Consider the following 23,436-nt stretch of genomic DNA (forward strand, 5'->3'; position numbering starts at 1 on the left):
TAGGAATTGAGTATTGAGTAAGTCGATAAGAATACTGAAAGCTATTGAGTACGCAGATTTAGCGAGGCTTCATCGTCTTCTCCAGTCTGGTAGCCGTTGCCGGGAGTGGAGTCCGGGTCGGCCTGGGTAGCCGTCTGAATCTGGGATCGCACGGTACCGGAGGTGTTGGCCTGAACGGATAAAACGACGGTATTGGCGCTGTTGATCAGGATGTTGTTCAGGGTAGCCGTGACGGTTTGCCCGCTTACGACCAGACCCGCGTTGTTGGTCAGCTGCCAGCCGGTGGGGAGCTGAATCTGTACCGTTGCCACACTGGCGATAGTACCTCCCCGGTTACCGACGGTGATGCTGAGGCTAAACGCCTGGCCCGACTTTGGCGCCAGCGTGCTGCTGGCCATGATCAGGCTTAAGTCGGCTTTGGCCGGGTCGGTTGGCGGCTGGTTCGACTGAACGGCTGGCAGCGGTGTCTGATTGGGGTTGGGCGACACGTATACAGCTGTCGAACTGTCGGGGGTGCGCAGGTCGAGCTGGGCGGTGTCGTCCTGGCCGTCGCCGGTGCCGGAGTTGGGCTGGCTGTCGGGATCGGTAATGGTGCTGGCGGTGAGCTGGGCGGTGGTGATAAACCGTCCTGGCTGCGTTGGCTTAAGCCGGAAGGTGTACCGGCGCGTTGATCCGCTGTTGAGCGATCCGGTATTGATGGTAACGGTATTGTTGGCTGCGCTCACCTCGGCCGACCCGGCGTCGATAAAGGATAGGCCCGTAGGCAGCACAGACGCCACTACGATACCGGCTCCCGCAAACGGCCCGGAATTGGTAACTGCAGCCGTGACGGTGACGGGCTGTTCGATTCGCGGGGTTCGGTTGCTGACACTGAGCGTTAAAGACAGGTCGGCCAGGGGCGTACACAGGTCGATGGGCAGGGGAGCACTGGCAACCGCTGGGTTACTCGCTACAATCCGGATGCGGTAATTGGAGCCGGGTAAGGATGCGGGTAGGGTAGCCGTCAGGGGGCTGCTGGTACCCGTACCAATGGTCGTTTCGTCGGCAAAGGAACCGTCGGCGTCCGATAACTTCACCGAGAAGACATTGCCGTTATTGACCGGGCTTTCGGTCAGATCGAAGGCAACCGTAAACGCATTACCCCGGCAAGGTACCGCTGGCGACAAAACCGTTGGGGTAATAACGGTAGGAATATTCGAAACGGGTTCGTTGCCAATAAAAAGGGTGTTCCGGCCTTCCTGTAAGGTCGTTTCAATCCACATACCCGCTCCGCTGTCGCCCTGTTTCCGGACGGAGATGCGGTAGCGGCCGGGCGGAACCCCGCCCACGCCGAAGGTAATGGGCGGGTAGTTGCGCAGGTAGTTATAATCGCCGAAGTCGGTATAGTCGGGCGCCTGCGAACTGGGCGGAACGGTGTACCAGCCGGTATCGGAAAAGCTGCCGCCGTCGATTCGTTCGATCCGGCACTGAACGGCGGTAGTGGCTTCGGCCATGAACCAGAAAGCCGGTACAACGGCTTCGTAGCGGTAGCCCATCCGCCGAATGGCCGGGTCGGGCGTACCACCCCGCACGTTCGGCGCGGTGGGGGTAGGCGGGCTGAACGAGGGCGCAAAGAAGTTGACGGTAAACGGTTCGCTCAGAGTGCCGGCCGCACCGGGCAGGGTCGAGAGCGTACGCAGGCGGTACTGCCCATCGGGCAGGTTGCCGGGCAGGGTCAGGGGAATAGGATTGGCGGTGGTCCGGGCCGATTCAGTGACGAGGCTATTGTCCGACGACCGCAGGAGTTGCGCAAAATACTGGCTGGACGCATCGTTGGGGTCGGCCCGGAGCGAAGGAGCCAGTACCGTTTCGCCGGGTCGGCGGGTGAGTGGAAGCGTATAGCTGCTGGTAAGCAGGGCCGACTCATCGGTGGGGGTAAAGGGCGCTGTCTGATAGAAAAAATCATCGGTCAGTGCCTGGTTCCAGCGGTCGGCAAAGCGTCGGAGGCCGTTGCCACCAATGTGTACATCGTCGCCCAGACGGTTGTCCGGGCCGATCATGTCGTCGGTCGAAGGCCCCGGATATACGTTGTTGACTTCGGCAATGAGCCGGTTCTGGGCGGCAATGACGTTGGGGTTTGTCTGGCCCTGGGTATAGCTCACCCGCGACATAAGCCAGGGCAGCTGGTTGAAACCGACCTGCTGGCGGGTTTTCTGAATAACGTATTGAAGGTTAGAGAAATAGGTGTTGTTGCTGCTGCCAATGTCGCCTTCGCCCTGATGCCACAGAATAGCCCGTACACCGGTTCGCAACGCATAATGCTGCAAGGCTACTCCCAGCCGCCGATAGGGGTACGGCCTTCCCTGGGCGTCGGTACTGCCTGCGGCCGATTGCCGCCACTGGTCGCTGGAGGTGCCGGGCTGGCCGCCACCCAGAAACAGCACCGGTACGTTGAGTCGCCGAACGAGCATATCACCCAGCATACCCCAGATATGCGGAGGGTGACTGGGCCCGATGCTGCTGCCGTAACTGACGTGACTGAACCGAAGCGGAAGCAACTGTTCATCCAGCGCGTCCTGTCGAAAATCGACGCACGACACCCGGTCTTCATCGGCACCGGGCTCGCGCTCAAACCCTCCTACGGCGTTCGACTGGCCGGCAATGACGAAGACTTCGCCCACACCCACCCGGTCAACGTTGGTCTGGGTCAGCAGGGTGCTGCCGTTTTTGGCCCGCACCTCCAGCCGGTACCAGCCCCCCGTCGCCAGCACGGAGCCTCGAAAGGCTTTGGTGGTGGCCAGAAAGGGCAGATTTGTCCAGGCCGTGAGCTGTCCCTGGCCCAGGGCGAGGGGCACCAGGCGGGCTTCGACGGCGGTGGCGTTGGAGGGGGCCAGTCCGGCCACCAGGATGTTGGCTTCGTTGTAGAGGTTGCGCTGTAGGACCATGCGGGCCACCGGGCTGCTGATGCTTAGCTGGGCGAAAACTGCACCGGACGACAGACAGGCCAGAAAGAGCCATATCCAGCAAACGTAGTATTTCTTCAAGGGCGTTGGACGGAATCAGATGGGTACTTACAAATCTACTATTCCTAGTGTCTATTAGGAAAACAGTGCAGTATGGCCATATGGTTAGGTACTGATTCTCGACAAGCAATAATTAGGCCTAAGCGACTATAAATAATTTTTGTTTTCTATAAGGTATAAATTAGTTAGAAGACTAAGTAGTTATTTTTTGCAAATATGTCAACTAATTGACTGAGTGTAATGGAGTGCCTTGCACATTATTTTTTATAAACGTAACATAAAATAAGTACGGAAATTACGCTGTAGAAGCGCATTACTTTATTGAGTCGTTTGGCCTGGCCGGAGCGGGCTTCCGTTTATCGACGAAGCAGTCGTGGTTTTACCATTCGATGTAAAGAGCGAAGAGCATAGTTTGCCGGGTCTTCATGAAAAACCCCTGGCAGGGCTTTAGCCACTACCAGGGGTTCGTATAACGTACAGGGCTGGGGTTAAACAACCGTCCTGATCTTCAGCTCGTCGAGTTGCTTATCGGCAATCGTTGAGGGTGAATCGATCATAACATCGCGGCCGGAATTGTTTTTCGGGAACGCAATGAAATCGCGGATCGAGTCGGCCCCGCCAAACAGCGAACACAACCGGTCAAAACCGAACGCGATACCGCCGTGCGGGGGCGCACCAAACTCGAACGCATCCATCAGGAAGCCGAACTGAGCTTTGGCTTCTTCGTCCGAAAAGCCGAGCAGGCTGAACATCCGGGCCTGCAGGTCGCGGTTGAAAATCCGGATCGAACCGCCCCCTACTTCGGTGCCGTTGATGACCAGGTCGTAGGCGTTGGCCCGTACGGCGCCGGGGTCGGTTTCCAGCAGCGGAATGTCTTCCGGTTTGGGCGAGGTAAAGGGGTGGTGCATGGCAAACCAGCGTTCCTCTTCTTCGCCGTATTCGAGCAGCGGAAAGTCGAGTACCCACAGCGTGCTGAACACGTTCGGGTCGCGCAGGCCCAGCCGGGTTCCCATCTCTAGCCGGAGTTCGTTCAGTTGCTTGCGGGCTTTGGCCGCATCGCCCGAAATGAGCAGCATCAGATCGCCCGGCTTAGCCCCGAACCGATCGGCCCAGGCCTTCAGCTCACTTTCGGTATAAAACTTATCGACCGATGATTTCAGGCTGCCATCTTCGTTATAGCGAACATAAATCAGCCCTTTGGCGCCGATCTGGGGCCGCTTGATCCACTCGGTCAGCTCGTCAAGTTGCTTGCGGGTGTACGACGCACAGCCCGGCGCGTTGATGCCGACAACGATCTCGGCCGAGTCGAAGACGCCGAACCCTTTGCCCGAGGTTAGATCAACCGTGTCGACTGTGCCGGATCCCCGGACCGCTTTCAGTTCGGTGAACTCCATGCCAAACCGGGTATCGGGTTTGTCGGAGCCATAGAGCCGCATGGCGTCGGCGTAGGTCATGCGCGGTACGCTGGCCAGGTCGATGCCTTTTACGGTTTTGAACAGGTGGCGCACCAGCCCTTCGAACATCTGCAGAATATCTTCCTGCTCGACGAACGACATCTCGCAGTCGATCTGGGTAAATTCGGGCTGGCGGTCGGCGCGCAGGTCTTCATCGCGGAAACACTTCACAATCTGGTAGTAGCGGTCGAAGCCCGATACCATCAGCAGTTGTTTAAACGTTTGGGGCGATTGTGGCAGGGCGTAAAACTCGCCGGGATTCATGCGGCTGGGCACTACAAAATCGCGGGCGCCTTCGGGGGTCGATTTGATCAGAACCGGCGTTTCGACCTCGATGAACTGCTGCCCATCCATATACAGCCGCGTTTGCTGGGCCATCCGGTGCCGCAGTTCGAGGTTCTGGCGTACCGGATTCCGGCGCAGGTCGAGGTAGCGGTACTTCATGCGGAGGTCGTCGCCCCCGTCGGTTTCGTCTTCGATCAGGAAAGGCGGCAGTTTGGCCGGGTTCAGCACCGTCAGGGCCGATACGCGTACTTCAACGTCGCCGGTGAGAATATTGGGGTTTTTCGATTTCCGTTCCACAACCTGCCCGGTTGCCTGGAGCACAAACTCGCGGCCCAGCGTGCGGGCGGTAGCAAACAGGTCGGCGGCTGTTACGCCTTCTTCAAGGATCAACTGGGTGATGCCATAGCGGTCGCGGAGGTCAATCCAGAGTACTCCTCCTTTATCGCGGATGGTTTGTACCCAACCCGAAAGGGTAACGGTCGTGCTGGCGTCAGAAAGGCGGAGTTCTCCGCACGTGTGCGTTCGAAGCATTTTATGATTAGTGAATTAGCGAATGAGTGGTTGAGTGATTGGTTCACAGCGTAGCTATTCGCTCAATCACTCAATCACTTATTCACTCAATAAAATTTGCTCCAAAGGTACACACTCCGGCTTATTTACGGTAGTCCAGCGCGGGTTTCCGGTCGCCGAGCAGGGCTTCGTATTTGAAATCCTGGCCGCGCTTCTGCACCCACTCGGCGCGGGCTTTCTCGATCAGGGCCGGGGTTTTGTACAAATCGAGGGCCGTTAGCGCTAAGGTCTTGGCTGCTACGATCATACCTTTCTGGCCAATGCTCATCCCGCTGGCCGCCGTCGACTGCCAGCTGTGGGCCGAGGAACCGGGCACCCAGGTGGCCGTCGAGAGGCCTACCGTCGGCACGGTCCAGCTCACATCACCCACGTCGGTGGAGCCGCCACTGGTAGCGCTTTCTGACGCATCGCGGAAATCTTTGACGAGGGCCGCGTTGGTGATGGGTACCTTCTGACCTTCGCCGAAGGTTTCGCTGATTTTCTGGGCAAAGGCCGTTTCGTCGGGGGTATAGGTAATGCCGCCTACCGTTTTCAGGTTTTGGTGCATTACCTCGGCCAGGGTTACGTTGGGCAGGAGGTTAAATACGCCCCCCAGCACTTCCCACTCCACTTTGGTGCCGGTTCCCTTAGCGGCTCCTTCGGCTGCGTTTTCGATGCGTTTCCAGACGCTTTGCAGCACCTCGCGGTCTTTGTGGCGGGCGTAATAATATACCTCCGCGAAAGCCGGCACTACGTTGGGTGCTTCGCCCCCTTTGGTGATGACGTAGTGAATCCGGGTGTCGGACGGGATGTGTTCACGCATCATGTTCACCATGTAGTTCATCGCTTCTACCCCGTCGAGGGCCGACCGGCCGCGTTCGGGCGAGGCTGCTGCGTGGGCCGCAATGCCCCGGAACCGGAACTTGGCGTTCTTGTTGGCCAGCGAGGTGCCCGCATCGGCGGCATTCTGCGAGCCGGGGTGCCAGTGCAGCACCACGTCGACGCCGTTAAAGAGGCCCTCGCGCACCATGTATACTTTTCCGGAGCCGCCTTCTTCGGCCGGGCAGCCGTAGATCTTGACCGTACCCGGCCGCCCCGTCGATTTCAGCCAGTTTTTGACCTCAACCGCAGCGGCCATCGACGCCGTACCGAACAGGTTATGGCCGCAGCCGTGGCCCCCTTTCTGGCCGGCAATAGGCGTAAACTCGGGTTTGGCTTCGGTAGCCAGACCCGGCAGAGCATCGTACTCACCGAGAATGCCGATTACGGGTTTGCCGCTGCCGTAGGTAGCCACGAAAGCCGTTGGAATACCAGCCACGCCCGCCTGAACATCGAACCCTTCTTTTTTGAGTTGTTCCTGCAGCAGCAGCGAGCTTTTTTCTTCCTGGTACCCGAGTTCGGCAAAATCCCAGATCTGCTTCGAAATACCTGCGTACTCGCCAAACCGACTGTCGAGGTTGGCCAGTACGGTCTGTTTGTCTTTGTCAGGGGCGGGCAGGGCGGCCTTTTTCGGTTTAGGCTGAGCCAGCGTCAGCAGGGGCAGCAGAGTAAGCGCAAGGAGTGGTGTTTTCATGCAGGTTGTTTGTTAAAAATGATTGGGCGTTTAAAAATAGGATTTTGTCTGATAGTATCGGCAATCCGGTAGTTTCTGCATATTTGACGAGTAATGTCATGACTCATGAATACAGCCGAAACTCAACGTCTGGCGGTTTATAAACGAAAATTTACCACACTCAGGCAGGGAGGGACTCCCTATGGTAAAGCACCCCATAAGCCGGTTTTTTTGCTAACGCTCCTGGAGTTGATCGAGCAGCAGTATATTACAGAGAATCGAATTGGCATCACGCCTGAACTAGTGGCTACTTTTAAGGAGAACTTCGCCCTGCTGGTCGACACGGCTCATACGGATGATTTTACCCAGCCTTTCTTCTACCTCAAAAACGAAGGGTTCTGGTTACTGAAGCCGAAAGCAGGAGCAACGATCGACTCCCATATCAAAAGTGTGCAGGTACTTTATGATCGACTCGATTACGCCTGTTTTACTGATGATCTCTACCGGTTGCTGACGGCTGATTATCCGCGGCTGTTTTTGAAAAATGCCCTGCTCGATACTTACTTTTCGGCTCGGAAGGCCGAATTCGTACAGGTTAAGCAGGCTGGGCGTAGCTATGTGCAGGATCTCGAAACCTATCTGCTAAACGAGCGGGCGGTGGCGTATCAGACGATCCTGCAACCAACTGCCGACGATGAGGAAACGCGTTTTGTACGGGGTGGTTTATTCAAGAGGCTGGTGCCGAAAGTGTATGATTTTACCTGCGCCATCTCAGGTATGAAAGTCATTGCCGTTGGTGGTTCGTCACTGGTTGAAGCCTGCCATATTGTTCCAATCAGTATTTCTGGTGACGATAGAGTTACGAACGGAATTGCTTTATGCCCGACATTGCACACCGCGTTCGACCGGGGTATGATTGGTATAGATGATCAATTCAGGGTGATCGTGTCTCCTTTGCTGACCGATAATGCAGCCAGTCCGTATAACCTACGTCAGTTTCACGGTCAGCCGCTTCGGTTACCTGTTGGGGCGGTGCATTACCCAAACCGAGAGGGTTTCGATTGGCATCTGAAAGAGCGGTTCAGGGGGTGAGGCTAGTCGCGGAGCCGGGCAATCAGCATAGCTAACAGTTGCAAGCCGCTAGCCCCACATGCCCACGTATGATGCAATTGCGAAACTGGGAAAATAAAATCCCAGTCGGGGCCCCAGACTGCGTTACCGCGCTCGATTCGGAAGCGCTTGAAATTGGCCAAACGGCGGTATTTGTCGTGCTGCGGGTAAGTATGGTTCAATACAAAAGGCTCAAAATCAAAGATTTGTGTAGTTCAATCTGAGAAACTCCACCGCAAACGAAGTTCGCCTACGTGTTCAGCCCCGGTCACTGCCAGCGTTCTCATAGTCTTTTAAGATTTAAGCCAACACACCTGACTCCGCCAGAACCTCCCAAACGTTGGTAATGCTGCATACGCGAACATCTTTTCGTAACCAGTAGCCGTCGGCTTCGGGCGTAACAATCAGGGTTTGTTCCAGGCTGAGGTCCATAATAGCCTGCGTGTTTCCGCGTGTTAAATTGGGGGCGTTGGAGTACCGAATTTCCAGCGCAACAACCGGCTTAACGCCTTTAACCAGCAACAAATCCAATTCGGCTCCATTTTGCGTCCGGTAGTAATAGGGCGTTACGTTCTGGGCCAGCCGCGACACAATTTGCTGTACCACATAGCCTTCCCACGAAGCGCCTAACAACACACTACCCAACAATGCATTGAAATCATCGATACCCGTTAGCCGATGTACCAGGCCGCTATCGCGCACAAAGACTTTGGGAGCCTTCACCAATCGTTTGCCGATATTGGCAAAGAAGGGCGGCAACCGACGAACTAAATACGCATTTTCCAGAAAACTGATGTAGTTCTGAACGGTTGATACGGACAAATCAAGCGAGCGGGCTATATCGCTGTAATTCAGTTGCCCTCCCTGGATACCTGCAAGCATAGTCAGCAAATTACGAACGGTAGAAGCCGGAGCCGATAAACCCAGGTCGGGCAGGTCGCGCTGTACATACGTTTGAATAAAGCTATCCATCCAGAGTTGCCAAATCGGTTCAGTCGGCGCTTGCAGCGCATCGGGGAAGCCGCCCCGTATCCAATGATCGCGGTAGTTGTATTGCGCTTCTACTTCCAGCAGATGTAAAGGAGCAAGTTCCAGGTAAACAACCCGGCCCGCCAGGGTTTCGGATGAGTTCTTGAGTAGATCCGGCGACGCAGACCCCAGCAGGACAAACCGACCGGGAATCCGGTGCTGATCAATCAAGGACCGCAACAAGGGGAACAATTGGGGCATCCGCTGAATTTCATCCAGCACGACCACCTTATCCTGATTAGCCTGAAAAAAAAGATCGGGCTCCCGCAGCCGATTTTGATCGGCAAAGTATTCCAAATCCAGATAAATAACTTCTTTTTCGGAAGTACTTAGCAGTGTTTTGACCAGTGTAGTCTTGCCTACCTGACGTGGACCCAATACAGCCACAGCCGGGAAATAGCTTATACTGGTTTCGAGTAACTTTTGGAGATGACGGGCGAACATTAATCAAGTAAATTTCCAACGAACATATAAATTTACTTGATTAATCCGCTAAACCAGCGCCCGCAAGCTCTCCATTACCTCCTTAACGGCTTTCACAGTAGTAGTAATATCGGCTTCGGTGTTGAAGCGCCCCAGGCTGAAGCGCAGGCAGGAAAAAGCCTCGGTTTCGTTCAGGCCCATGGCCAGCAACACATGCGAGGGGTCAATCGAAGCCGCCGTACAGGCCGAGCCGTTGGAAACGGCTGTGCCTTCCAGGCCCATGATGAGCGCGTCGGAGTCGCAGTTTTCGAAGTAAATGTTGGTGGTATTATAAAGCCGATGGTCGCGACTGCCATTAATCCGCGTTCCCGGAATGGTAAGGAGTGCTGTTTCGAGTTGATCGCGTAGAGACGCGACCGCCCGGCGGCCCGGCCTTCGCGTCAGCCACGGGGGCCAGTTCGGCCGCCTTCCCCATCCCCACAATGCCCGGCACGTTCAGGGTGCCACTCCGCAAACCGCGCTCGTGACCGCCACCGTGCAATAAGGCTTCCAGCTTCACTTTATTCGGCAGTCCAGCCCGGGAACGTCGTTGCCGAATGAACAGACCACCGATGCCTTTAGGGCCGTAAAACTTATGCGCCGAGAAGGTCAGTAAATCGATACCTGACGTATCCACATCAATCGGCAACTTACCCACCGCCTGCGTAGCATCGGTCATGAACAGAGCACCGGCTTCGTGAGCCAGTTGGGCAATTTGCTCAATCGGCTGAATAACGCCCGTTTCATTATTGGCCCACATCACCGACACCAGGATCGTATCTGGCCGCAGGGCAGCTTTAAGGTCGTTCAGATCGAGCAGTCCGTCGGGTTGAACGGGGAGGTACGTTACCTCAAAGCCACGCTTCTCCAGGTACTGGCAAACGTCCAGCACCGCCTTGTGCTCCGTCTGGACGGTAACGATATGCTTTCCTTTGTGCTGATAGCTCTCCGCAGTGCCTTTAATGGCCAGGTTGATGGCTTCGGTAGCACCTGAGGTAAACACCAGTTCGTGGGTTTCGCAGCGGAGTAGATCAGCCAGTTGCTGCCGGGCTACCTTTACCGCTTCGTTAGCCGACACACCGAAGGGGTGGGTGCTGGCCGCGTTGGCGAAGTTATCGGTCAGGAAGGGCATCATGGCGTCAAGCACCCGCGGATCAAGACGGGTTGTGGCGTTATTGTCGAGGTAAATCATTGGGTGAAGTTACGCAGATCCGAGTAGTTTCTCCAGCCAGATGGCTCATTCTGGTACGTCATTAACCACTCGATAGTCATGAAAACCATCACATTCTCGATTGATCTGAAATCGTTCTGCCTGGGCGTACTTACCCTGGGTGGGGTTCTTGTATTAGCCAACTTTACGCCGACCAGCCAGCGTCAGCCGGAGCCGGACCTGATCGACACGCGCCGGTTTCAGGCCGTATCCAGCGAGCGCGAGTCCATTATCCTCGATACGAAGACGGGCCGGTTTGTTATTTCGCCCAGCTACATAGGCAAACCACGCTGGATTCAGGGAGATTTTGAGTCGATACAGCAGGGCGAAAAGCGATGAAGAACCCGCCCCGTCTTCTGCAGATCAATGGCCCATCTATCCCGAAAATGCATCACCATAAAAACACCCCGCCCTAACCCACCGTCCCGTAGGGACACAACAGCGCAGCGTCGGTAGGATCGGGGGATAATTTCCCGCCCCACCGTCCCGTAGGGACGCAACAGCGCAGCGTCGGTAGCCAGGTAGCATGTAGGTAGCCAATCGGTCGCCACCCGCGTCGGTCAAGCAAGGGGTTTGAACACATACCGTTCGTCGTAGTCGATACCCAGGGTGTCCAGCATCTGATTGTATTCTTCAACGAATGATCGGGTTCGGTGATGTTCTTCCTGCGTGTCAATGTATCGGACAACCGCGGGTAGCTGGCTTTTGCTGTAGGAGAACGCGCCGTATCCTTCCTGCCAGGCAAATCGAATCCCGGCCAACTTGTTGTCGTTGATCCATTTGGACGATTCCTGTTTGAGTTGCTGCATCAGGTCAGAAAGCGATTGGGTTGGGCGCATGCCGATCAGGATATGAACGTGGTCAGGCATGCCGTTGATAGCCAGTACCTTGTGTGAATAATTCTGAATGATCCCCGTCATGTAGCCATACAAATCGTATTTCCAGTCGGGGGCGATAACGGCGGCCCGGTGTTTGACCGCAAAGACAAGGTGAAGGTGAATTTGCGTATAGGTGTTGGCCATGATTGGTAACGGAGCAGGTGAGCAGAAATATGGTTGTTTCGAGCCCGTTTGACCACAGATTGTAGACACGGTTTCGCCAGCTATGATGCCGGTTGGGGCCGGGTATACGCATCGGCGCCGTGAGTGAATATGATTATGACGTATCGGGGTGGCCAGCGGTGCATATGCGACCAACATTAGACCGACATGCTACCAACGTATTTTCTACCGACGCTACGCTGTTGTGTCCCTACGGGACGTGGGGTGGAGACAGGGCGTTTGGGCTACGATTTTCTACCGACGCTACGCTGTTGTGTCCCTACGGGACGGTGGGGCGGGAAATTATCCCCCGGCCCTACCGACGCTACGCTGTTGTGTCCCTACGGGACGTGGGGTGGAGACAGGGCGTTTGGGCTACGATTTTCTACCGACGCTGCACTGTTGTGTCCCTACAGGACGTGGGGTGGGGGGAGACAGGGAGACAGGGCTACGATTTTCTACCGACGCTGCACTGTTGTGTCCCTACAGGACATGGGGAGATTGGTAGGTGCGGTGCGATATTTCTCAGAGGCACAACAGAATCACATTGGTAAGCAACTCCTCGTCCCGTAGGGACGCAACAGCGCAGCGTCGGTAGGATCGGGGGATGATTTCCCTCCCCACCGTCCCGTAGGGACGCAACAGCGCAGCGTCGGTAGCAGCATGTGGGTAGCCTGTCGGGCGAATCGACGATCATCTTTGCAAACAACCCGGCAGGGGAGGAGTTATGAAAACGACTCCTTTCCGGTAATTCTGTGATTGCTAATTCGACGGTTTCTCCCCCGGCTGCACCCAACAAATGGCTCGTTCTGGCCACCCTGGCCTTTGGGACGTTCATGGCTACGCTCGACAGCAGCATCGTCAACATTGCCCTCCCGACCATCCGACGTGAACTGAACGCCGGCGACAGTGTGGAGTGGGTGGTGCTGAGCTACCTGCTGACGACAACCAGTACGCTGCTGATCATGGGTAAACTGTCTGACTGGCTCGGTCGCCGGCCGATGTACATAACCGGGTTCGTCATCTTCGTGCTGGGATCGCTGTTGTGCGGACTGTCGTGGAATAGCGCGTCGCTGATCGGGTTTCGGGTAGTGCAGGGGCTCGGCGCATCCATGATTTTTGCCATTGCGCCGGCCATCATCTCCGATACATTTACCCCCGCCGAACGGGGGCAGGCCCTGGGACTCATGGGCGCCATCGTTGCGGCCGGTTCCAGTACCGGTCCGGTTGTGGGCGGGCTGCTGCTGGGGAAATTCGGCTGGTCGAGCATATTTTTTGTCAACGTACCCATTGGCCTGATTGCAATTTGGCGGGCGTCAGTAGTGCTACCCGCGAGTCCCAAACAACCACGGCAACCGTTCGATCTGGTTGGGGCAGGCCTGTTTCTGGTCGGGGTAACGACGCTGCTTACCGGGCTCGATTTCGGTCCCGAGCCCGACTACGGCTGGAGTCATCCGCTGGTACTTGGACTGCTGGGTACGGGCGTCGTACTGCTGGTGCTGTTCTTTTTCTGGGAAGGCCGCACGCCAGCTCCGATGCTGCAACTGAGCCTGTTCCGGATTCGGCCCTACACCTCGGCCATTCTGGCGGCCTGGCTGGGCTTCGTCGCGTCGGGTGGCAATCTGTTCATTATCCCATTTTTTCTGCAACAGCTACTCGGGTTTACGCCCCAGATGGCCGGACTGGTTTTGTTATCAGGGCCGTTGACCCTTAGTATCATTGCACCCATCGGCGGCTACCTGTCGAGCCGGGTCAGTACGCGCTGGCTGGCCAGTACGGGGCTGATGCTGACCGCTGCGGGGTATTTCTCGTTTTCGTTTCTGTCGGCCGACTGGGTTTGGCAGGATGTGGTTTGGCGGAGCTCGCTGGTCAGTTTTGGGTTCGCCCTGTTTCAGTCGCCCAACAGCAGTAGTGCGCTCAACGCGGCTCCGCTGGCACAACGGGGCGTGGCCAGTAGTGTAATTGCCTTTATGCGCAACATGGGGCTGGTCGTTGGCATTGCTCTGGCGGCTGCAGTCTGGTATAGCACCCGAAACCAGTACGCGATGTCACACCAGATCGATCCGGCCAGTCCGGTTGCGCAGCTGGTGGGTATGCGCTACGTGTACTGGGCCATGACGGCACTGATTCTGACCGCAGCGGCTGTTTCGTTCTCGCGCGGAAGCGTCAACACCCGCACTCGCGAACCTGAAGTAGCCGGCGAAGGCGTATCGACCCTGGCGGGTTAGTCGAATTATACCAACTTGCCGGCTTAGTATCGCAACAAACGCGGCCCCGCCATTAGGGTGGCATGGGATACATTGTCCCCTTCTTCGTACTTTTGCCCCCGCAAAACCGGGCTCGCGTGTCCGGGCTATCGTCGATGAATATTCAGGAAGAAATACAAAGTGCCATTCAGCGCGCCGTTACCGAACTGTATCAGCAGACCGTAACGGAGGTGCCGCTCCAGCCAACCAAGAAAGAGTTTGAAGGAACCTACACCTTCGTTACGTTTCCGCTCACTAAAGCCCTTCGCCAGGCGCCCGCGCAGATCGGGCAGGCCATTGGTACGTGGCTAGTCGATCATACGACCATAGTGAGTGGCTTCAACGTAGTACAGGGGTTTTTGAACATCAGTGTGGCCGATGCAGCCTGGCTCGATCTGCTGCGCGACATGGCGGGTAATCCCGCGTTTGGTACCCTCAGCCAGCCCGACGGCGCGTCGGTCATGGTTGAGTTTTCGTCGCCCAACACCAACAAACCGCTGCACCTGGGCCACCTGCGAAATAATTTTCTGGGCGACTCGGTCAGCCGGATTCTGGCGGCCAACGGGTATCGCGTAACCAAAACCTGCATTGTCAACGACCGGGGCGTGCATATCTGTAAGTCGATGCTGGCCTACCGGATGTTTGGCACCGATGCGTCCGGACAACCCGAAACCCCGGCTTCGTCGGGTATGAAAGGAGATCACCTGATCGGTAAATATTACGTACTCTTTGACAAAGCCTACAAAGCGCAGGTCGAGGAGATGGTAACGGCCGGCACGCCCAAAGAAGAAGCCGAAAAGACGGCCCCGCTCATGCAGGAAGTGCAGCAGATGCTGCGGCTCTGGGAGCAGGGCGATCCGGAAACGGTGGCGCTCTGGCGGCAGCTCAATAATTGGGTTTATGCCGGTTTTGACGAAACGTACCGCAACATCGGGGTGAGCTTCGACAAGACGTACTACGAATCGAATACCTACCTGCTGGGTAAGGAAATCGTTGAGGAGGGGCTGGCCAAAGGCGTATTCTACCGCAAAGACGACAGCTCCGTCTGGATCGACCTCACCGACGAAGGCCTCGACCAGAAGCTCGTACTGCGGTCCGACGGAACTTCGGTCTATATGACGCAGGATCTCGGTACGACCGATATGAAGTACAGCGATTTCGGTACCGACCGGCAGATCTGGGTGGTAGGCAACGAGCAGGACTACCATTTCAAGGTGCTGTTCGCCATTCTGCGCCGGCTGGGACGGCCCTATGCCAACGGGCTGTATCACCTCAGCTACGGCATGGTCGATCTGCCGACGGGTAAGATGAAATCCCGCGAAGGTACCGTTGTCGACGGCGACGACCTGATTGCCGAAACCACCGAAGCGGCCGCTACGGCCGCCGACGAAGCCGCTAAGGGAAAGCTCGATGAGTTCAGCGATACCGAAAAAGCCGATCTGTTCCGAATGCTGGGGCTGGGCGCGCTGAAGTATTATCTGCTGAAGGTAGACCCGCAGAAACGGATGCAGTTCAACCCGGCCGAGTCGGTCGATCTGCATGGCAATACAGGGCCGTACATTCAGTACGTACACGCCCGCATCCGGTCGGTACTGCGGAAAGCGGCCAGCGAAGGCATATCGGTCAACCCAGCCGATCTGACCGTTGAAGCCGCCGGTCAGCTGGACCCGATCGAGCAGCAACTTATCTTCCTGCTGAGCCAGTACCCACAGCGCGTTCAGGAGGCAGGTACCGACTACGCGCCCTCGTATATTGCTCAATATGCCTATGAACTGGCCAAAACCTTTAACCAGTTCTACGATAAACTGTCGATCCTGAAAGAGAGCGACACCGCCAAGCTGAAAAATCGCTTAATTCTATCGGCGTTACTGGCTGAAACTATCTGTAAAGCAATGGGTTTATTGGGTATCGAAGTACCCGAAAAAATGTAACGTCCTGATCCCGGCAGACAATCATGAAGAAACCCATTGTTTTCACCCTAATTGGCATTACCCTCGTGGTAGCGCTTACCAGTTTTATGTCCTTAACAACGCTCGTAAAGGGGCTTTTCAGCGACAAGAAAGAAGCCGCTGCCGCGCCCGCCAATGCCAGTGCTCCGACCAAATCGCTGTACGATTTTACCGTCAACAGCATCGATGGCAAGCCCGTTGCGCTGAACGCGTACCGGGGAAAAAAAGTAATTATTCTGAACGTAGCCTCCAAATGTGGCTATACACCCCAGTATGCCGACTGGGAAAAATTCTACAAAGCTCACAAGGATAAGTTTGTGGTGCTGGGCTTCCCGGCCAATAATTTCGCCAACCAGGAGTCGGGCAACAACGAAGAGATCGCCACGTTCTGCCAGAAAAACTACGGGGTTTCATTCCCGATGTTCGAGAAGGTATCTGTCGTGGGTAACGATCAGGCTCCGCTGTACAAATGGCTGTCGACCAAATCGCTGAACGGCTGGAATGACAAAGCGCCGACCTGGAATTTCTGCAAATATGTCGTCAACGAAAAAGGGGAGCTGACTCACTTCTTCGCTTCGGGCGTAAAACCCGACGACGCCGAATTCCGCAAAGCGGTTAATCTCTAACGATGACTGATAACCGATTGGGGTCATTCGTCAACTGAGCCAATCGGTTATCAGTCATAATTCCTCCTTTTCATGAAGTCCTGGATTGCTGCGGCCCGTCCGCGCACCTTGCCGCTGGCGCTGGCCAGTATTATTCTGGGCAGTTTTCTGGCGGCTTCCAACGATCCGCTGGCCGCGGGTCATTTCAGCTGGAAGATTGCCGGACTGGCCGTTCTGACCACCATTTTCCTGCAAATCCTGTCCAACTTCGCCAACGATTACGGCGACGCGGTATCGGGCAAAGACACCGAGCTACGCGTAGGACCGCGCCGGGCCGTGGCTACCGGCGATATCTCGAAAGAAGCCATGCTGCGGGGTATTATCGTTACGGCGGTGCTGTCGCTGGTGTCGGGCGTGTGGCTGCTGGTGGTGGCTCTGTTTGGGGCGGGGTCGCGCGCTTTCTACACGCTGCTGGCGCTGGGGCTCCTTTGTATTGCGGCTGCGGTAGGGTATACCAATGGGAAGCGGCCGTATGGCTATGCCGGCTTCGGCGATATTGCCGTATTGCTTTTTTTTGGTTGGGTAGGCGTACTGGGCACGTACTATCTGCATACGCTGGAGTTTCGACCCCTGTTGCTGTTGCCCGCTACGGCCGTTGGCCTGTTTGCAACGGGAGTGCTGAATATCAACAATATCCGCGATATCGAAACCGATACCATGACCGGTAAAAAGTCGATTCCGGCCCGGTTGGGGTTACCGCTGGCTATTCGATACCACTGGGGGCTGCTGCTGGCCGGCATGGCCTGCGCGGTAGCCTATTCGTTTCTGGTCGATGCGCCCCCAACGGCGTATCTGTACCTGCTCTCGTTTCCTTTGTTCATACTAAACGGACGAGCGGTAGCCACGCACAAACGCGCTGCCGAGCTAAACCCCCGACTGGGTCAGCTAGCGCTTACTACCCTGCTGTTTGTGATTCTGTTCGGTATCGGGCAGGTGATCTAAGAAAAGGACAGCTCATCCCAAAACCCTCAGGGGCGAGATACCCAATATCCGGTAGCGCAATCCGAAGCACCAGCGGTGCGGGATGTCAATAGCCGCCCGACGGCACATTAACCAGAAGCGCCGTAGATGCGGTATGTAGATCGATCTACATACCGCATCTACGGCGCTTTTCTACACAATAACCTGCTGTGGACATGTCGCGCCTACGGCGCTGGGTCGATATGTCGTTTGTCGGCTATGGACATGCCGCACCGCCGGTTCTGTTCGAATCGGCGGTGGTCCGAACCCAACGCGATTCCTGTATAATCAATCCGGTATTGGCGTTTATCGGATAATGGTCGATTCTTTGTCGACACGCGGGGCCTGTCCACCGCGCAGGACCGAGCTACCATTAAAACGCTGGCTCTGGTCGATGGTGAGGGGCTGCGCCAGGTCGTCGAGGCTGAGCTGTCCGCTCTGGGCAAAAGCCGTTACCGCATTTTCGAACGTAACGAGCCGGATGGCCTCGTCCGATATGCCGTGCTGCCTCATCAGAGCCGCGGTTTTGGGGACGGCGAGCGGATCGCTGATACCCCAGTCGGCGGCTGAGTTGATCATGATGCGTTCGGGACCGTACTGCTTTACAATCTCGACCATGCGCTCATTGCCCATCTTCGTGAACGGGTAAATGGTGAAGCCAGCCCAGAAACCCCGGTCCAGCACTTCCCGAACGGTTTCTTCATTATTATGATCAACAATGACCATGCCGGGTGCAAGGCCGTGTTCGATGGCGATGTCCATGCTGCGGCTGGTGCCCTGTTTCTTATCGCGGTGGGGCGTGTGGATCTGTACCGGCAGGGCAGCTTCGCGGGCTAGTTCCAGCTGCGCCCGGTAGTATTTTTCCTCGGCCGGGGTCTGATCGTCGAACCCGATTTCGCCAATACCGACCACGCCTTCCTTGTAGATGAATAGCGGCAGGATGTCCATGACCTGCTCGGCCAGGGCTTCCTGATTGGCTTCTTTCGAGTTGAGGCCGATGGTGCAGTAATGCCGGATGCCAAACTGCGACGCCCGAAACCGCTCCCAGCCAACCAGCGTCGCAAAATAGTCGCGGAACGAGTCGACACCGGTGCGGGGCTGGCCCATCCAGAAGGCCGGCTCAATAACCGCCACTACACCCGCGTCGGCCATAGCCTGATAATCATCGGTAGTACGGGAAATCATATGGACGTGCATGTCGAAAAAAGACATGCCACGTATCGAATCCAGAAAATCCATGCGTGTACAGGGTTCGTTATAATCTATCGTCGCAAAAGTACGGCTTATAGAAACACCTTGCCGGGCTATTTCTAATCCGATTCTAACTACATTTCTGTAAACTTCAGCTTAGTCTATTCGTTAAGATGATAAGTAGGATAACATACAAGTATGAAAGCGCTCCAACAGATAAATGGGAAAACATGGGGAATTTACGCAGTGCTGCTGCTAACCCTCAGCGGTGGGCTTGTTGCCTGTCGGGATAATGCACTGAACGGCCTGACTCCGCAGGATAGCCAGGTCTACATTACGAACTACGACCGCTCCGTTAATTTCAGCCAGTATCGCACCTTTAGCCTGCCCGATTCGGTCGTGATTCAATCGAACGACCGGTTTACTACATCGACGGGCAGTGTTGAAAATCGATTTGTTACCAACGTAGCCAGCGCGCTGACGAGCCGTGGTTACCAGCGGGTTGCGCAGGGCCAGTCGGCCGATCTGGGCGTAGCTGTCGTGCGGGTCAATAACCGCTTTACGGGCGTGGGGGTAGATCCGTACTCGTATTACTCCAACTACTGGCTGGGGTATGGCGGGCTGGGTGGATACGGTTTAAATCCATATTATCCGAGCTATTATACGTACCAGGTGAGTGAGCAGTACTGGCAGGTGCAGATCGTCGACCTGAAAAACCGGCCGGTTTCCAACGGCCCCGATCAGGTGCAGCTGAACGTGATCTTCGACGCTACCATTCGCGGAGCCGATATCACCGAAACGACCGATGTCGATACGGCGATAACTACCATTTTCAACCAGTCGCCATTCCTGCGGGCTACTCAATAAACCGATGCACGGCATGTGGCTTTGCTGACGCATGAGTGAGACCACTCTTGTGTCAGCAAAACCGCATGGTAACCCCCCGAATTTCCGAAGACCGAAATCTTATTTCATTAGAGTTATCATGAAACGCATCTTAAGTATAGTAACCCTGTCGCTGCTGAGTGTGGCGACTTGGGCGCAGCAGACGTCACCCCGCAACAACGATGTATTCGCGTCGCCTTTCGACCGGTACGTGTCGTTCAATATATCGGCTCGCTATGGGGTGGCGATGCCGCTGGGTGGGCAGAAAACCTATATCGATCAGGTGTCGCCGGCCAACCTCGCCATTGACGGGGAGTGGTTGTTTCCGCAGCGGTTCGCTATCGGTTTGAAAACCGGCTACCAGTACAGCCAGCTGCGACGGCCCCGCGAGCTGGTGTCGTTTACAGATGGCAACAGCGTACAGGACGTCTCGGCTGTCCAGACCCGCACGCTGACCGTTATACCGGCCATGGCATCTCTGTCGTATTATTTCGCCGAGAACTCCACGGCCCTGCGTCCATATGTGCAGGTAGCCGGGGGGGGCGCCTATGTTGATTACGTTAATTTCTTCGGGTCGCTGTCGGATCAGAAAACCGGTTTCCGAACGGCTTTTGCACCGGCGGTTGGCGTGAAGTATTATGGTCAGCGCGAGCAGGGGTTCGGAGCTGAGCTACAGGCCCAGTACCAGCGCATTAACTTCAACTATGACCGCTTGCCCGGCAACGCGTCGTCGGTGATGCTCTCGGCGGGTATCGTATACCGGTTCTATTAGCCGAACAGCTTATCTTTTTGATTACATGAGCCGCTCGATATGGGGCGGCAGGCTGCGCCCGGCAGCCCGGCGTTCGGCGGCATAGTCGGCCAGCGTCTGGGCGAGCCGGGCGTTTTTTCGTTCATCCAGGCCGATGATCTGCGTTACGTCTTTATCGGTAAAAAAAGCTTTCAGAATGAGCTGATTCCAGGCGGCTTCGTCGAGATAATCGGCGGGGTAGGGATTGTGGAGCATGATGGCCGACTGCACATCGGCAATGTTGTTCCGGATGCCTTCGGTAGCCTGAAACCGCCACGCTTCGGGGTAAGCCAGCACGGGCAGGGCCGAGTACAGCGCCACCAGTTCGTTTAACTCCCCGGCTTTGAACAACTCCGTGATGGTACTGACGTAGGTCGACTGCTCATCGGTGGGGAGCTGCAGCAGCCACCACACCCGCGCCAGCCGGTCACGCGTCCAGCCCGATACGCTGAAACCCGGTCGGGCCTGCTGGAGCGCAAACGCCATATCGGCCGGAACCGTAAGAGGCTGTTTGCCAACAAAGCGGGGGAGCGCCGTAAAGACCCGGTAGAACGCGCTCTTCTGGGGGTTGGTATGAAACGCATCGACCTGCTGGCGGAGATAGCTGACCGCAGCGGCCGAGTCGGGTTGTTGTTCAATCAGGTAAAATAACGTCTGACTAAGCTGGAGACTATTCATAATATAATACAGCGCAGATGCAATCCGCTGGTGGGGTTAGTGTGACCAGTGTGCACCCGCATCATTTTTTAGCCTTCGGGTGGGCCTGGTCGTAGGTTTTTTTGAGTTGTTCGAGGCTGGTATGGGTATAAATCTGGGTAGCGGCTAAACTACTGTGACCCAGCAAATCTTTAATCGCGTTTAGGTCGGCCCCCCGGTTGAGGAGGTGCGTGGCGAAGGTATGCCGAAGCACGTGGGGACTGCGGGTCGACAGAGTCGTAACGAGCGTCAGGTGCCGTTTGACAATCCGCTGGATCAGCACCGGGTAAGCCGCAACGCCTTTGTCGCTCACGATCAGCACCGATCCGTCGGCTTTACCGCCAAACTCGGCTTCTTTCAGCTGGCTGTATTGCCGGATCAGGTCCAGCAGGGGTTGGGTAAGCGGAATGATGCGGTGCTTGTTACGTTTTCCCAGCACCATAATGGTTTGTTTGTACAGATCGACGTCGTTTGTTTTGAGGCCGATCAGCTCGCTCAGGCGAATGCCGGTGCCGTAGAGCAGTTCAAGAACCAGCTTGTCGCGAACGCCATCGAAGGTATCCGGAAAATCAACGTCCGTGAGCAGCGTTTCCATGGGTTTTTCTTCCACATAGACCGGCAGTTTTCGGCTGGTTTTGAGCGCCTGAATTTTGGCCATGGGGTCGGTCTCGATCAGCTTCCGGCGCAGCAGAAACCCGTAGAAGTTACGCAGGGTCGCAATCTTACGGTTCACTGACGATTTGTCGAGGCCGCTTTCGACCAGACTGACGATCCAGGACCGGATCTGCCGGAAATCGGCCCGGTCGGGCTGGCTAACGTTACATTCTGTAGCGAGAAAGGAGCTGAACTGCTCCAGGTCTTTGGCGTAGGCGGTGAGCGTATGATGACTCAGCCGTTTTTCGTAACGAATATGCTGGAGGAAGTCGTCGGAACCGAGGCTCATTGTTGTCAGACGATGCGTATACCGTCAAAGCTACAGCATTTTGCCGAGGCAGGCTAACGAACGGGCCAACAAAAAAGCAGCAAACATCCCTGCTTGCTGCTCCTGTTCTCGGGTCAGTGACCTTCTCTGCTGACTGCGCATTCAACAGATAGCGGTCTACTGCGCACCACCGGCGGCCTATGGCCTATTGCTCGGTGTGGTTGCCGTACATCCGCTCTTTGTACGTGGCTTTGATGATCTCGGTGCGACGTTTTACCGACGGTTTCTGGAAAGCCGTCCGCGCCCGCAACTGCCGCAACACGCCCGTCTTTTCGAACTTCTTTTTGAAGCGCTTCAGGGCCTTGTCGATCGACTCGTTGTCTTTAACGTTAATGATAAGCATGTTCTAAATGTTGTGTTTTAGCTAAAACCGGACGGCAAAGGTAGTAGTTTTGCTGGTATGAAGCAAGCGATTATCGACTTAGGCACCAATACGTTTCATCTCTTTATTGCCGACAAAAGCGATACGGACCACCAGACTCTTTTTCGCGAGAGCCGCCCGGCCAAAATTGGCATGGCTGGTATCAATCAGGGAATTATTACCGACGAAGCTATTGGTCGGGCGCTGGATGTGCTGAGCTACTTCCGGGAGGTGCTCGATCAGTATGGCGTGGCGCCGGAGCAGGTCGTGGCCATCGGCACCAGCGCCATCCGGGTGGCCCGGAATCAGGCCGAATTTATAGCGCGAATCCGCCAGGAAACCGGCATCCAGATCCGGGTTATTTCGGGCGAGCAGGAGGCTGATTACATCTACCATGGCGTTCGGGCGGCCGGCGCCCTCGATGACCGGATAGCGCTGGTGATCGATATTGGCGGGGGGAGCGTTGAGTTCATCCTGGGTAATCAGCAGCGTATTTTCTGGAAACAGAGCTTCGAAATTGGTGGCCAGCGACTGCGCGAACGGTTTATGCCCGGCGACGGCTCCGAACCTATCAGCGCGGGTAGTATTCGCCGGCTCAACGATTTCTTTCAGGAAAAGCTGCTGCCGCTGGCCAATGCCGTTCATCAGTATCAGCCAGCCGTGCTGGTGGGGTCGTCAGGTTCGTTCGATACGCTGGTCGATATGTGGTACAAGCAGGAGCGGGGCTACCTGCCTCCGCCCAATTACACCGCTTTCGACCTACCCCTAGCCGAGTTTTACCGGTCCTACGAACTGCTCATCAGCCGTAATCATGCCGAACGGATGGCCCTGCCCGGCATGATCGAGCTGCGTGTAGACATGATCGTTGTAGCTGTCTGCCTGATCGACTACGTACTGAAAGCCTGCGGGATCAGCCAGATTCGGACATCGACCTATTCGCTGAAAGAAGGCGTGATGGCCCTGGGAGTGATCGAGGATCAACGCTGAGTTCGTAGCCATGCGTAACGATGGGGGGAAG

General features: G+C 56.0%; 19 protein-coding genes and 1 pseudogene. 10 read left to right on the forward strand and 10 right to left on the reverse strand.

What is annotated here, in order from left to right; all coding sequences use genetic code 11:
* Nucleotides 1–41: 41 nt before the first annotated feature.
* The 3 genes from FBR45_RS19005 to FBR45_RS19015 form a co-directional block, all read right to left on the reverse strand.
* Nucleotides 42–3,023, reverse strand: coding sequence for a sialate O-acetylesterase (locus FBR45_RS19005; protein WP_246082305.1), 2,982 nt, complete (start codon nucleotides 3,021–3,023; stop codon nucleotides 42–44).
* Nucleotides 3,024–3,490: 467 nt separating this feature from the next.
* Nucleotides 3,491–5,272, reverse strand: coding sequence for an aspartate--tRNA ligase (gene aspS, locus FBR45_RS19010; protein WP_138505194.1), 1,782 nt, complete (start codon nucleotides 5,270–5,272; stop codon nucleotides 3,491–3,493).
* A 121-nt stretch (nucleotides 5,273–5,393) separates the two neighbouring features.
* Nucleotides 5,394–6,863: an amidohydrolase gene (locus FBR45_RS19015; protein WP_138505196.1), complete on the reverse strand. Its 1,470-nt coding sequence runs from the start codon at nucleotides 6,861–6,863 to the stop codon at nucleotides 5,394–5,396.
* Between the two features lie 105 nt (nucleotides 6,864–6,968).
* Between FBR45_RS19015 and FBR45_RS19020 the strand changes: the two genes are divergently transcribed.
* Nucleotides 6,969–7,934 (forward strand): HNH endonuclease, encoded by a 966-nt coding sequence (locus tag FBR45_RS19020; protein WP_138505198.1) that lies wholly within the window; start codon nucleotides 6,969–6,971, stop codon nucleotides 7,932–7,934.
* Nucleotides 7,935–8,252: 318 nt separating this feature from the next.
* Here the strand turns inward: FBR45_RS19020 and FBR45_RS19030 are convergent, their stop codons facing one another.
* Together FBR45_RS19030 and FBR45_RS19035 are read right to left on the reverse strand one after the other, a co-directional pair.
* Complete coding sequence (locus FBR45_RS19030) at nucleotides 8,253–9,368, reverse strand: ATP-binding protein (RefSeq protein WP_317128629.1); 1,116 nt, start codon at nucleotides 9,366–9,368, stop codon at nucleotides 8,253–8,255.
* Between the two features lie 105 nt (nucleotides 9,369–9,473).
* A pseudogene (locus tag FBR45_RS19035) lies at nucleotides 9,474–10,635 on the reverse strand (cysteine desulfurase family protein).
* Between the two features lie 78 nt (nucleotides 10,636–10,713).
* On the opposite strand from FBR45_RS19035, the gene FBR45_RS19040 reads away from it, so the two are divergent.
* Entirely contained in the window at nucleotides 10,714–10,992 is a 279-nt protein-coding gene (locus FBR45_RS19040) for a hypothetical protein (protein ID WP_138505202.1), read from the forward strand.
* A 221-nt stretch (nucleotides 10,993–11,213) separates the two neighbouring features.
* On the opposite strand, the gene tnpA is transcribed toward FBR45_RS19040, so the two are convergent.
* A complete protein-coding gene (gene tnpA / locus FBR45_RS19045) occupies nucleotides 11,214–11,675 on the reverse strand; it encodes an IS200/IS605 family transposase (RefSeq protein WP_138505204.1) in 462 nt (153 codons plus the stop codon).
* Nucleotides 11,676–12,448: 773 nt separating this feature from the next.
* On the opposite strand from tnpA, the gene FBR45_RS19050 reads away from it, so the two are divergent.
* The 5 genes from FBR45_RS19050 to FBR45_RS26430 all read left to right on the forward strand — a co-directional run bounded on the left by FBR45_RS19050 (nucleotide 12,449) and on the right by FBR45_RS26430 (nucleotide 17,830).
* Nucleotides 12,449–13,921 carry an MFS transporter gene (locus FBR45_RS19050; protein ID WP_246082306.1) on the forward strand — a complete coding sequence of 491 codons (1,473 nt, stop codon included), beginning with the start codon at nucleotides 12,449–12,451 and terminating at the stop codon, nucleotides 13,919–13,921.
* A 134-nt stretch (nucleotides 13,922–14,055) separates the two neighbouring features.
* Nucleotides 14,056–15,870, forward strand: coding sequence for an arginine--tRNA ligase (gene argS / locus FBR45_RS19055; protein ID WP_138505368.1), 1,815 nt, complete (start codon nucleotides 14,056–14,058; stop codon nucleotides 15,868–15,870).
* Nucleotides 15,871–15,893: 23 nt separating this feature from the next.
* Nucleotides 15,894–16,514: a glutathione peroxidase gene (locus FBR45_RS19060; RefSeq protein ID WP_138505206.1), complete on the forward strand. Its 621-nt coding sequence runs from the start codon at nucleotides 15,894–15,896 to the stop codon at nucleotides 16,512–16,514.
* Nucleotides 16,515–16,586: 72 nt separating this feature from the next.
* Entirely contained in the window at nucleotides 16,587–17,495 is a 909-nt protein-coding gene (locus tag FBR45_RS19065) for a 1,4-dihydroxy-2-naphthoate polyprenyltransferase (RefSeq protein ID WP_077921682.1), read from the forward strand.
* A 194-nt stretch (nucleotides 17,496–17,689) separates the two neighbouring features.
* Nucleotides 17,690–17,830: a hypothetical protein gene (locus FBR45_RS26430; protein WP_171044920.1), complete on the forward strand. Its 141-nt coding sequence runs from the start codon at nucleotides 17,690–17,692 to the stop codon at nucleotides 17,828–17,830.
* Here FBR45_RS26430 and FBR45_RS19070 read toward each other — a convergent pair.
* The gene (locus FBR45_RS19070) at nucleotides 17,820–18,752 is read right to left on the reverse strand and encodes a TatD family hydrolase (RefSeq protein WP_138505208.1); all 933 of its coding nucleotides are present in this window, start codon (nucleotides 18,750–18,752) and stop codon (nucleotides 17,820–17,822) included. The two genes, FBR45_RS26430 and FBR45_RS19070, sit on opposite strands and share 11 nt — an antisense overlap.
* A 150-nt stretch (nucleotides 18,753–18,902) precedes the next feature.
* On the opposite strand from FBR45_RS19070, the gene FBR45_RS19075 reads away from it, so the two are divergent.
* Together FBR45_RS19075 and FBR45_RS19080 are read left to right on the forward strand one after the other, a co-directional pair.
* Nucleotides 18,903–19,571: a DUF4136 domain-containing protein gene (locus FBR45_RS19075; RefSeq protein ID WP_138505211.1), complete on the forward strand. Its 669-nt coding sequence runs from the start codon at nucleotides 18,903–18,905 to the stop codon at nucleotides 19,569–19,571.
* A 118-nt stretch (nucleotides 19,572–19,689) separates the two neighbouring features.
* Nucleotides 19,690–20,361, forward strand: coding sequence for a hypothetical protein (locus FBR45_RS19080; protein ID WP_138505213.1), 672 nt, complete (start codon nucleotides 19,690–19,692; stop codon nucleotides 20,359–20,361).
* Nucleotides 20,362–20,382: 21 nt separating this feature from the next.
* Here FBR45_RS19080 and FBR45_RS19085 read toward each other — a convergent pair whose 3' ends face one another.
* The 3 genes from FBR45_RS19085 to rpsU all read right to left on the reverse strand — a co-directional run bounded on the left by FBR45_RS19085 (nucleotide 20,383) and on the right by rpsU (nucleotide 22,400).
* Nucleotides 20,383–21,057: an EboA domain-containing protein gene (locus FBR45_RS19085; protein WP_138505215.1), complete on the reverse strand. Its 675-nt coding sequence runs from the start codon at nucleotides 21,055–21,057 to the stop codon at nucleotides 20,383–20,385.
* 61 nt (nucleotides 21,058–21,118) lie between these two features.
* Nucleotides 21,119–22,018: a tyrosine-type recombinase/integrase gene (locus FBR45_RS19090; protein ID WP_138505218.1), complete on the reverse strand. Its 900-nt coding sequence runs from the start codon at nucleotides 22,016–22,018 to the stop codon at nucleotides 21,119–21,121.
* 184 nt (nucleotides 22,019–22,202) lie between these two features.
* Complete coding sequence (rpsU, locus tag FBR45_RS19095) at nucleotides 22,203–22,400, reverse strand: 30S ribosomal protein S21 (protein WP_077921676.1); 198 nt, start codon at nucleotides 22,398–22,400, stop codon at nucleotides 22,203–22,205.
* Between the two features lie 57 nt (nucleotides 22,401–22,457).
* Here rpsU and FBR45_RS19100 point away from each other — a divergent pair, with 57 nt between their 5' ends.
* On the forward strand, nucleotides 22,458–23,405 hold the full coding sequence (locus tag FBR45_RS19100; protein ID WP_138505220.1) for a Ppx/GppA phosphatase family protein: 948 nt from the start codon (nucleotides 22,458–22,460) through the stop codon (nucleotides 23,403–23,405).
* Nucleotides 23,406–23,436 lie beyond the last annotated feature (31 nt).

Source organism: Spirosoma lacussanchae (genome assembly GCF_005870035.1).
Lineage (GTDB): Bacteria > Bacteroidota > Bacteroidia > Cytophagales > Spirosomataceae > Spirosoma > Spirosoma lacussanchae.

What these genes read in the sequence shown, in the direction of transcription:
- aspS (WP_138505194.1), bottom strand. Translation starts at nt 5,272, where the DNA reads ATGCTTCGAACGCACACGTGCGGAGAACTCCGCCTTTCTGACGCCAGC.
- FBR45_RS19015 (WP_138505196.1), bottom strand. Translation starts at nt 6,863, where the DNA reads ATGAAAACACCACTCCTTGCGCTTACTCTGCTGCCCCTGCTGACGCTG.
- FBR45_RS19020 (WP_138505198.1), top strand. Translation starts at nt 6,969, where the DNA reads ATGAATACAGCCGAAACTCAACGTCTGGCGGTTTATAAACGAAAATTT.
- FBR45_RS19040 (WP_138505202.1), top strand. Translation starts at nt 10,714, where the DNA reads ATGAAAACCATCACATTCTCGATTGATCTGAAATCGTTCTGCCTGGGC.
- tnpA (WP_138505204.1), bottom strand. Translation starts at nt 11,675, where the DNA reads ATGGCCAACACCTATACGCAAATTCACCTTCACCTTGTCTTTGCGGTC.
- argS (WP_138505368.1), top strand. Translation starts at nt 14,056, where the DNA reads ATGAATATTCAGGAAGAAATACAAAGTGCCATTCAGCGCGCCGTTACC.
- FBR45_RS19060 (WP_138505206.1), top strand. Translation starts at nt 15,894, where the DNA reads ATGAAGAAACCCATTGTTTTCACCCTAATTGGCATTACCCTCGTGGTA.
- FBR45_RS19065 (WP_077921682.1), top strand. Translation starts at nt 16,587, where the DNA reads ATGAAGTCCTGGATTGCTGCGGCCCGTCCGCGCACCTTGCCGCTGGCG.
- FBR45_RS26430 (WP_171044920.1), top strand. Translation starts at nt 17,690, where the DNA reads ATGTCGCGCCTACGGCGCTGGGTCGATATGTCGTTTGTCGGCTATGGA.
- FBR45_RS19070 (WP_138505208.1), bottom strand. Translation starts at nt 18,752, where the DNA reads ATGGATTTTCTGGATTCGATACGTGGCATGTCTTTTTTCGACATGCAC.
- FBR45_RS19075 (WP_138505211.1), top strand. Translation starts at nt 18,903, where the DNA reads ATGAAAGCGCTCCAACAGATAAATGGGAAAACATGGGGAATTTACGCA.
- FBR45_RS19080 (WP_138505213.1), top strand. Translation starts at nt 19,690, where the DNA reads ATGAAACGCATCTTAAGTATAGTAACCCTGTCGCTGCTGAGTGTGGCG.
- FBR45_RS19085 (WP_138505215.1), bottom strand. Translation starts at nt 21,057, where the DNA reads ATGAATAGTCTCCAGCTTAGTCAGACGTTATTTTACCTGATTGAACAA.
- FBR45_RS19090 (WP_138505218.1), bottom strand. Translation starts at nt 22,018, where the DNA reads ATGAGCCTCGGTTCCGACGACTTCCTCCAGCATATTCGTTACGAAAAA.
- rpsU (WP_077921676.1), bottom strand. Translation starts at nt 22,400, where the DNA reads ATGCTTATCATTAACGTTAAAGACAACGAGTCGATCGACAAGGCCCTG.
- FBR45_RS19100 (WP_138505220.1), top strand. Translation starts at nt 22,458, where the DNA reads ATGAAGCAAGCGATTATCGACTTAGGCACCAATACGTTTCATCTCTTT.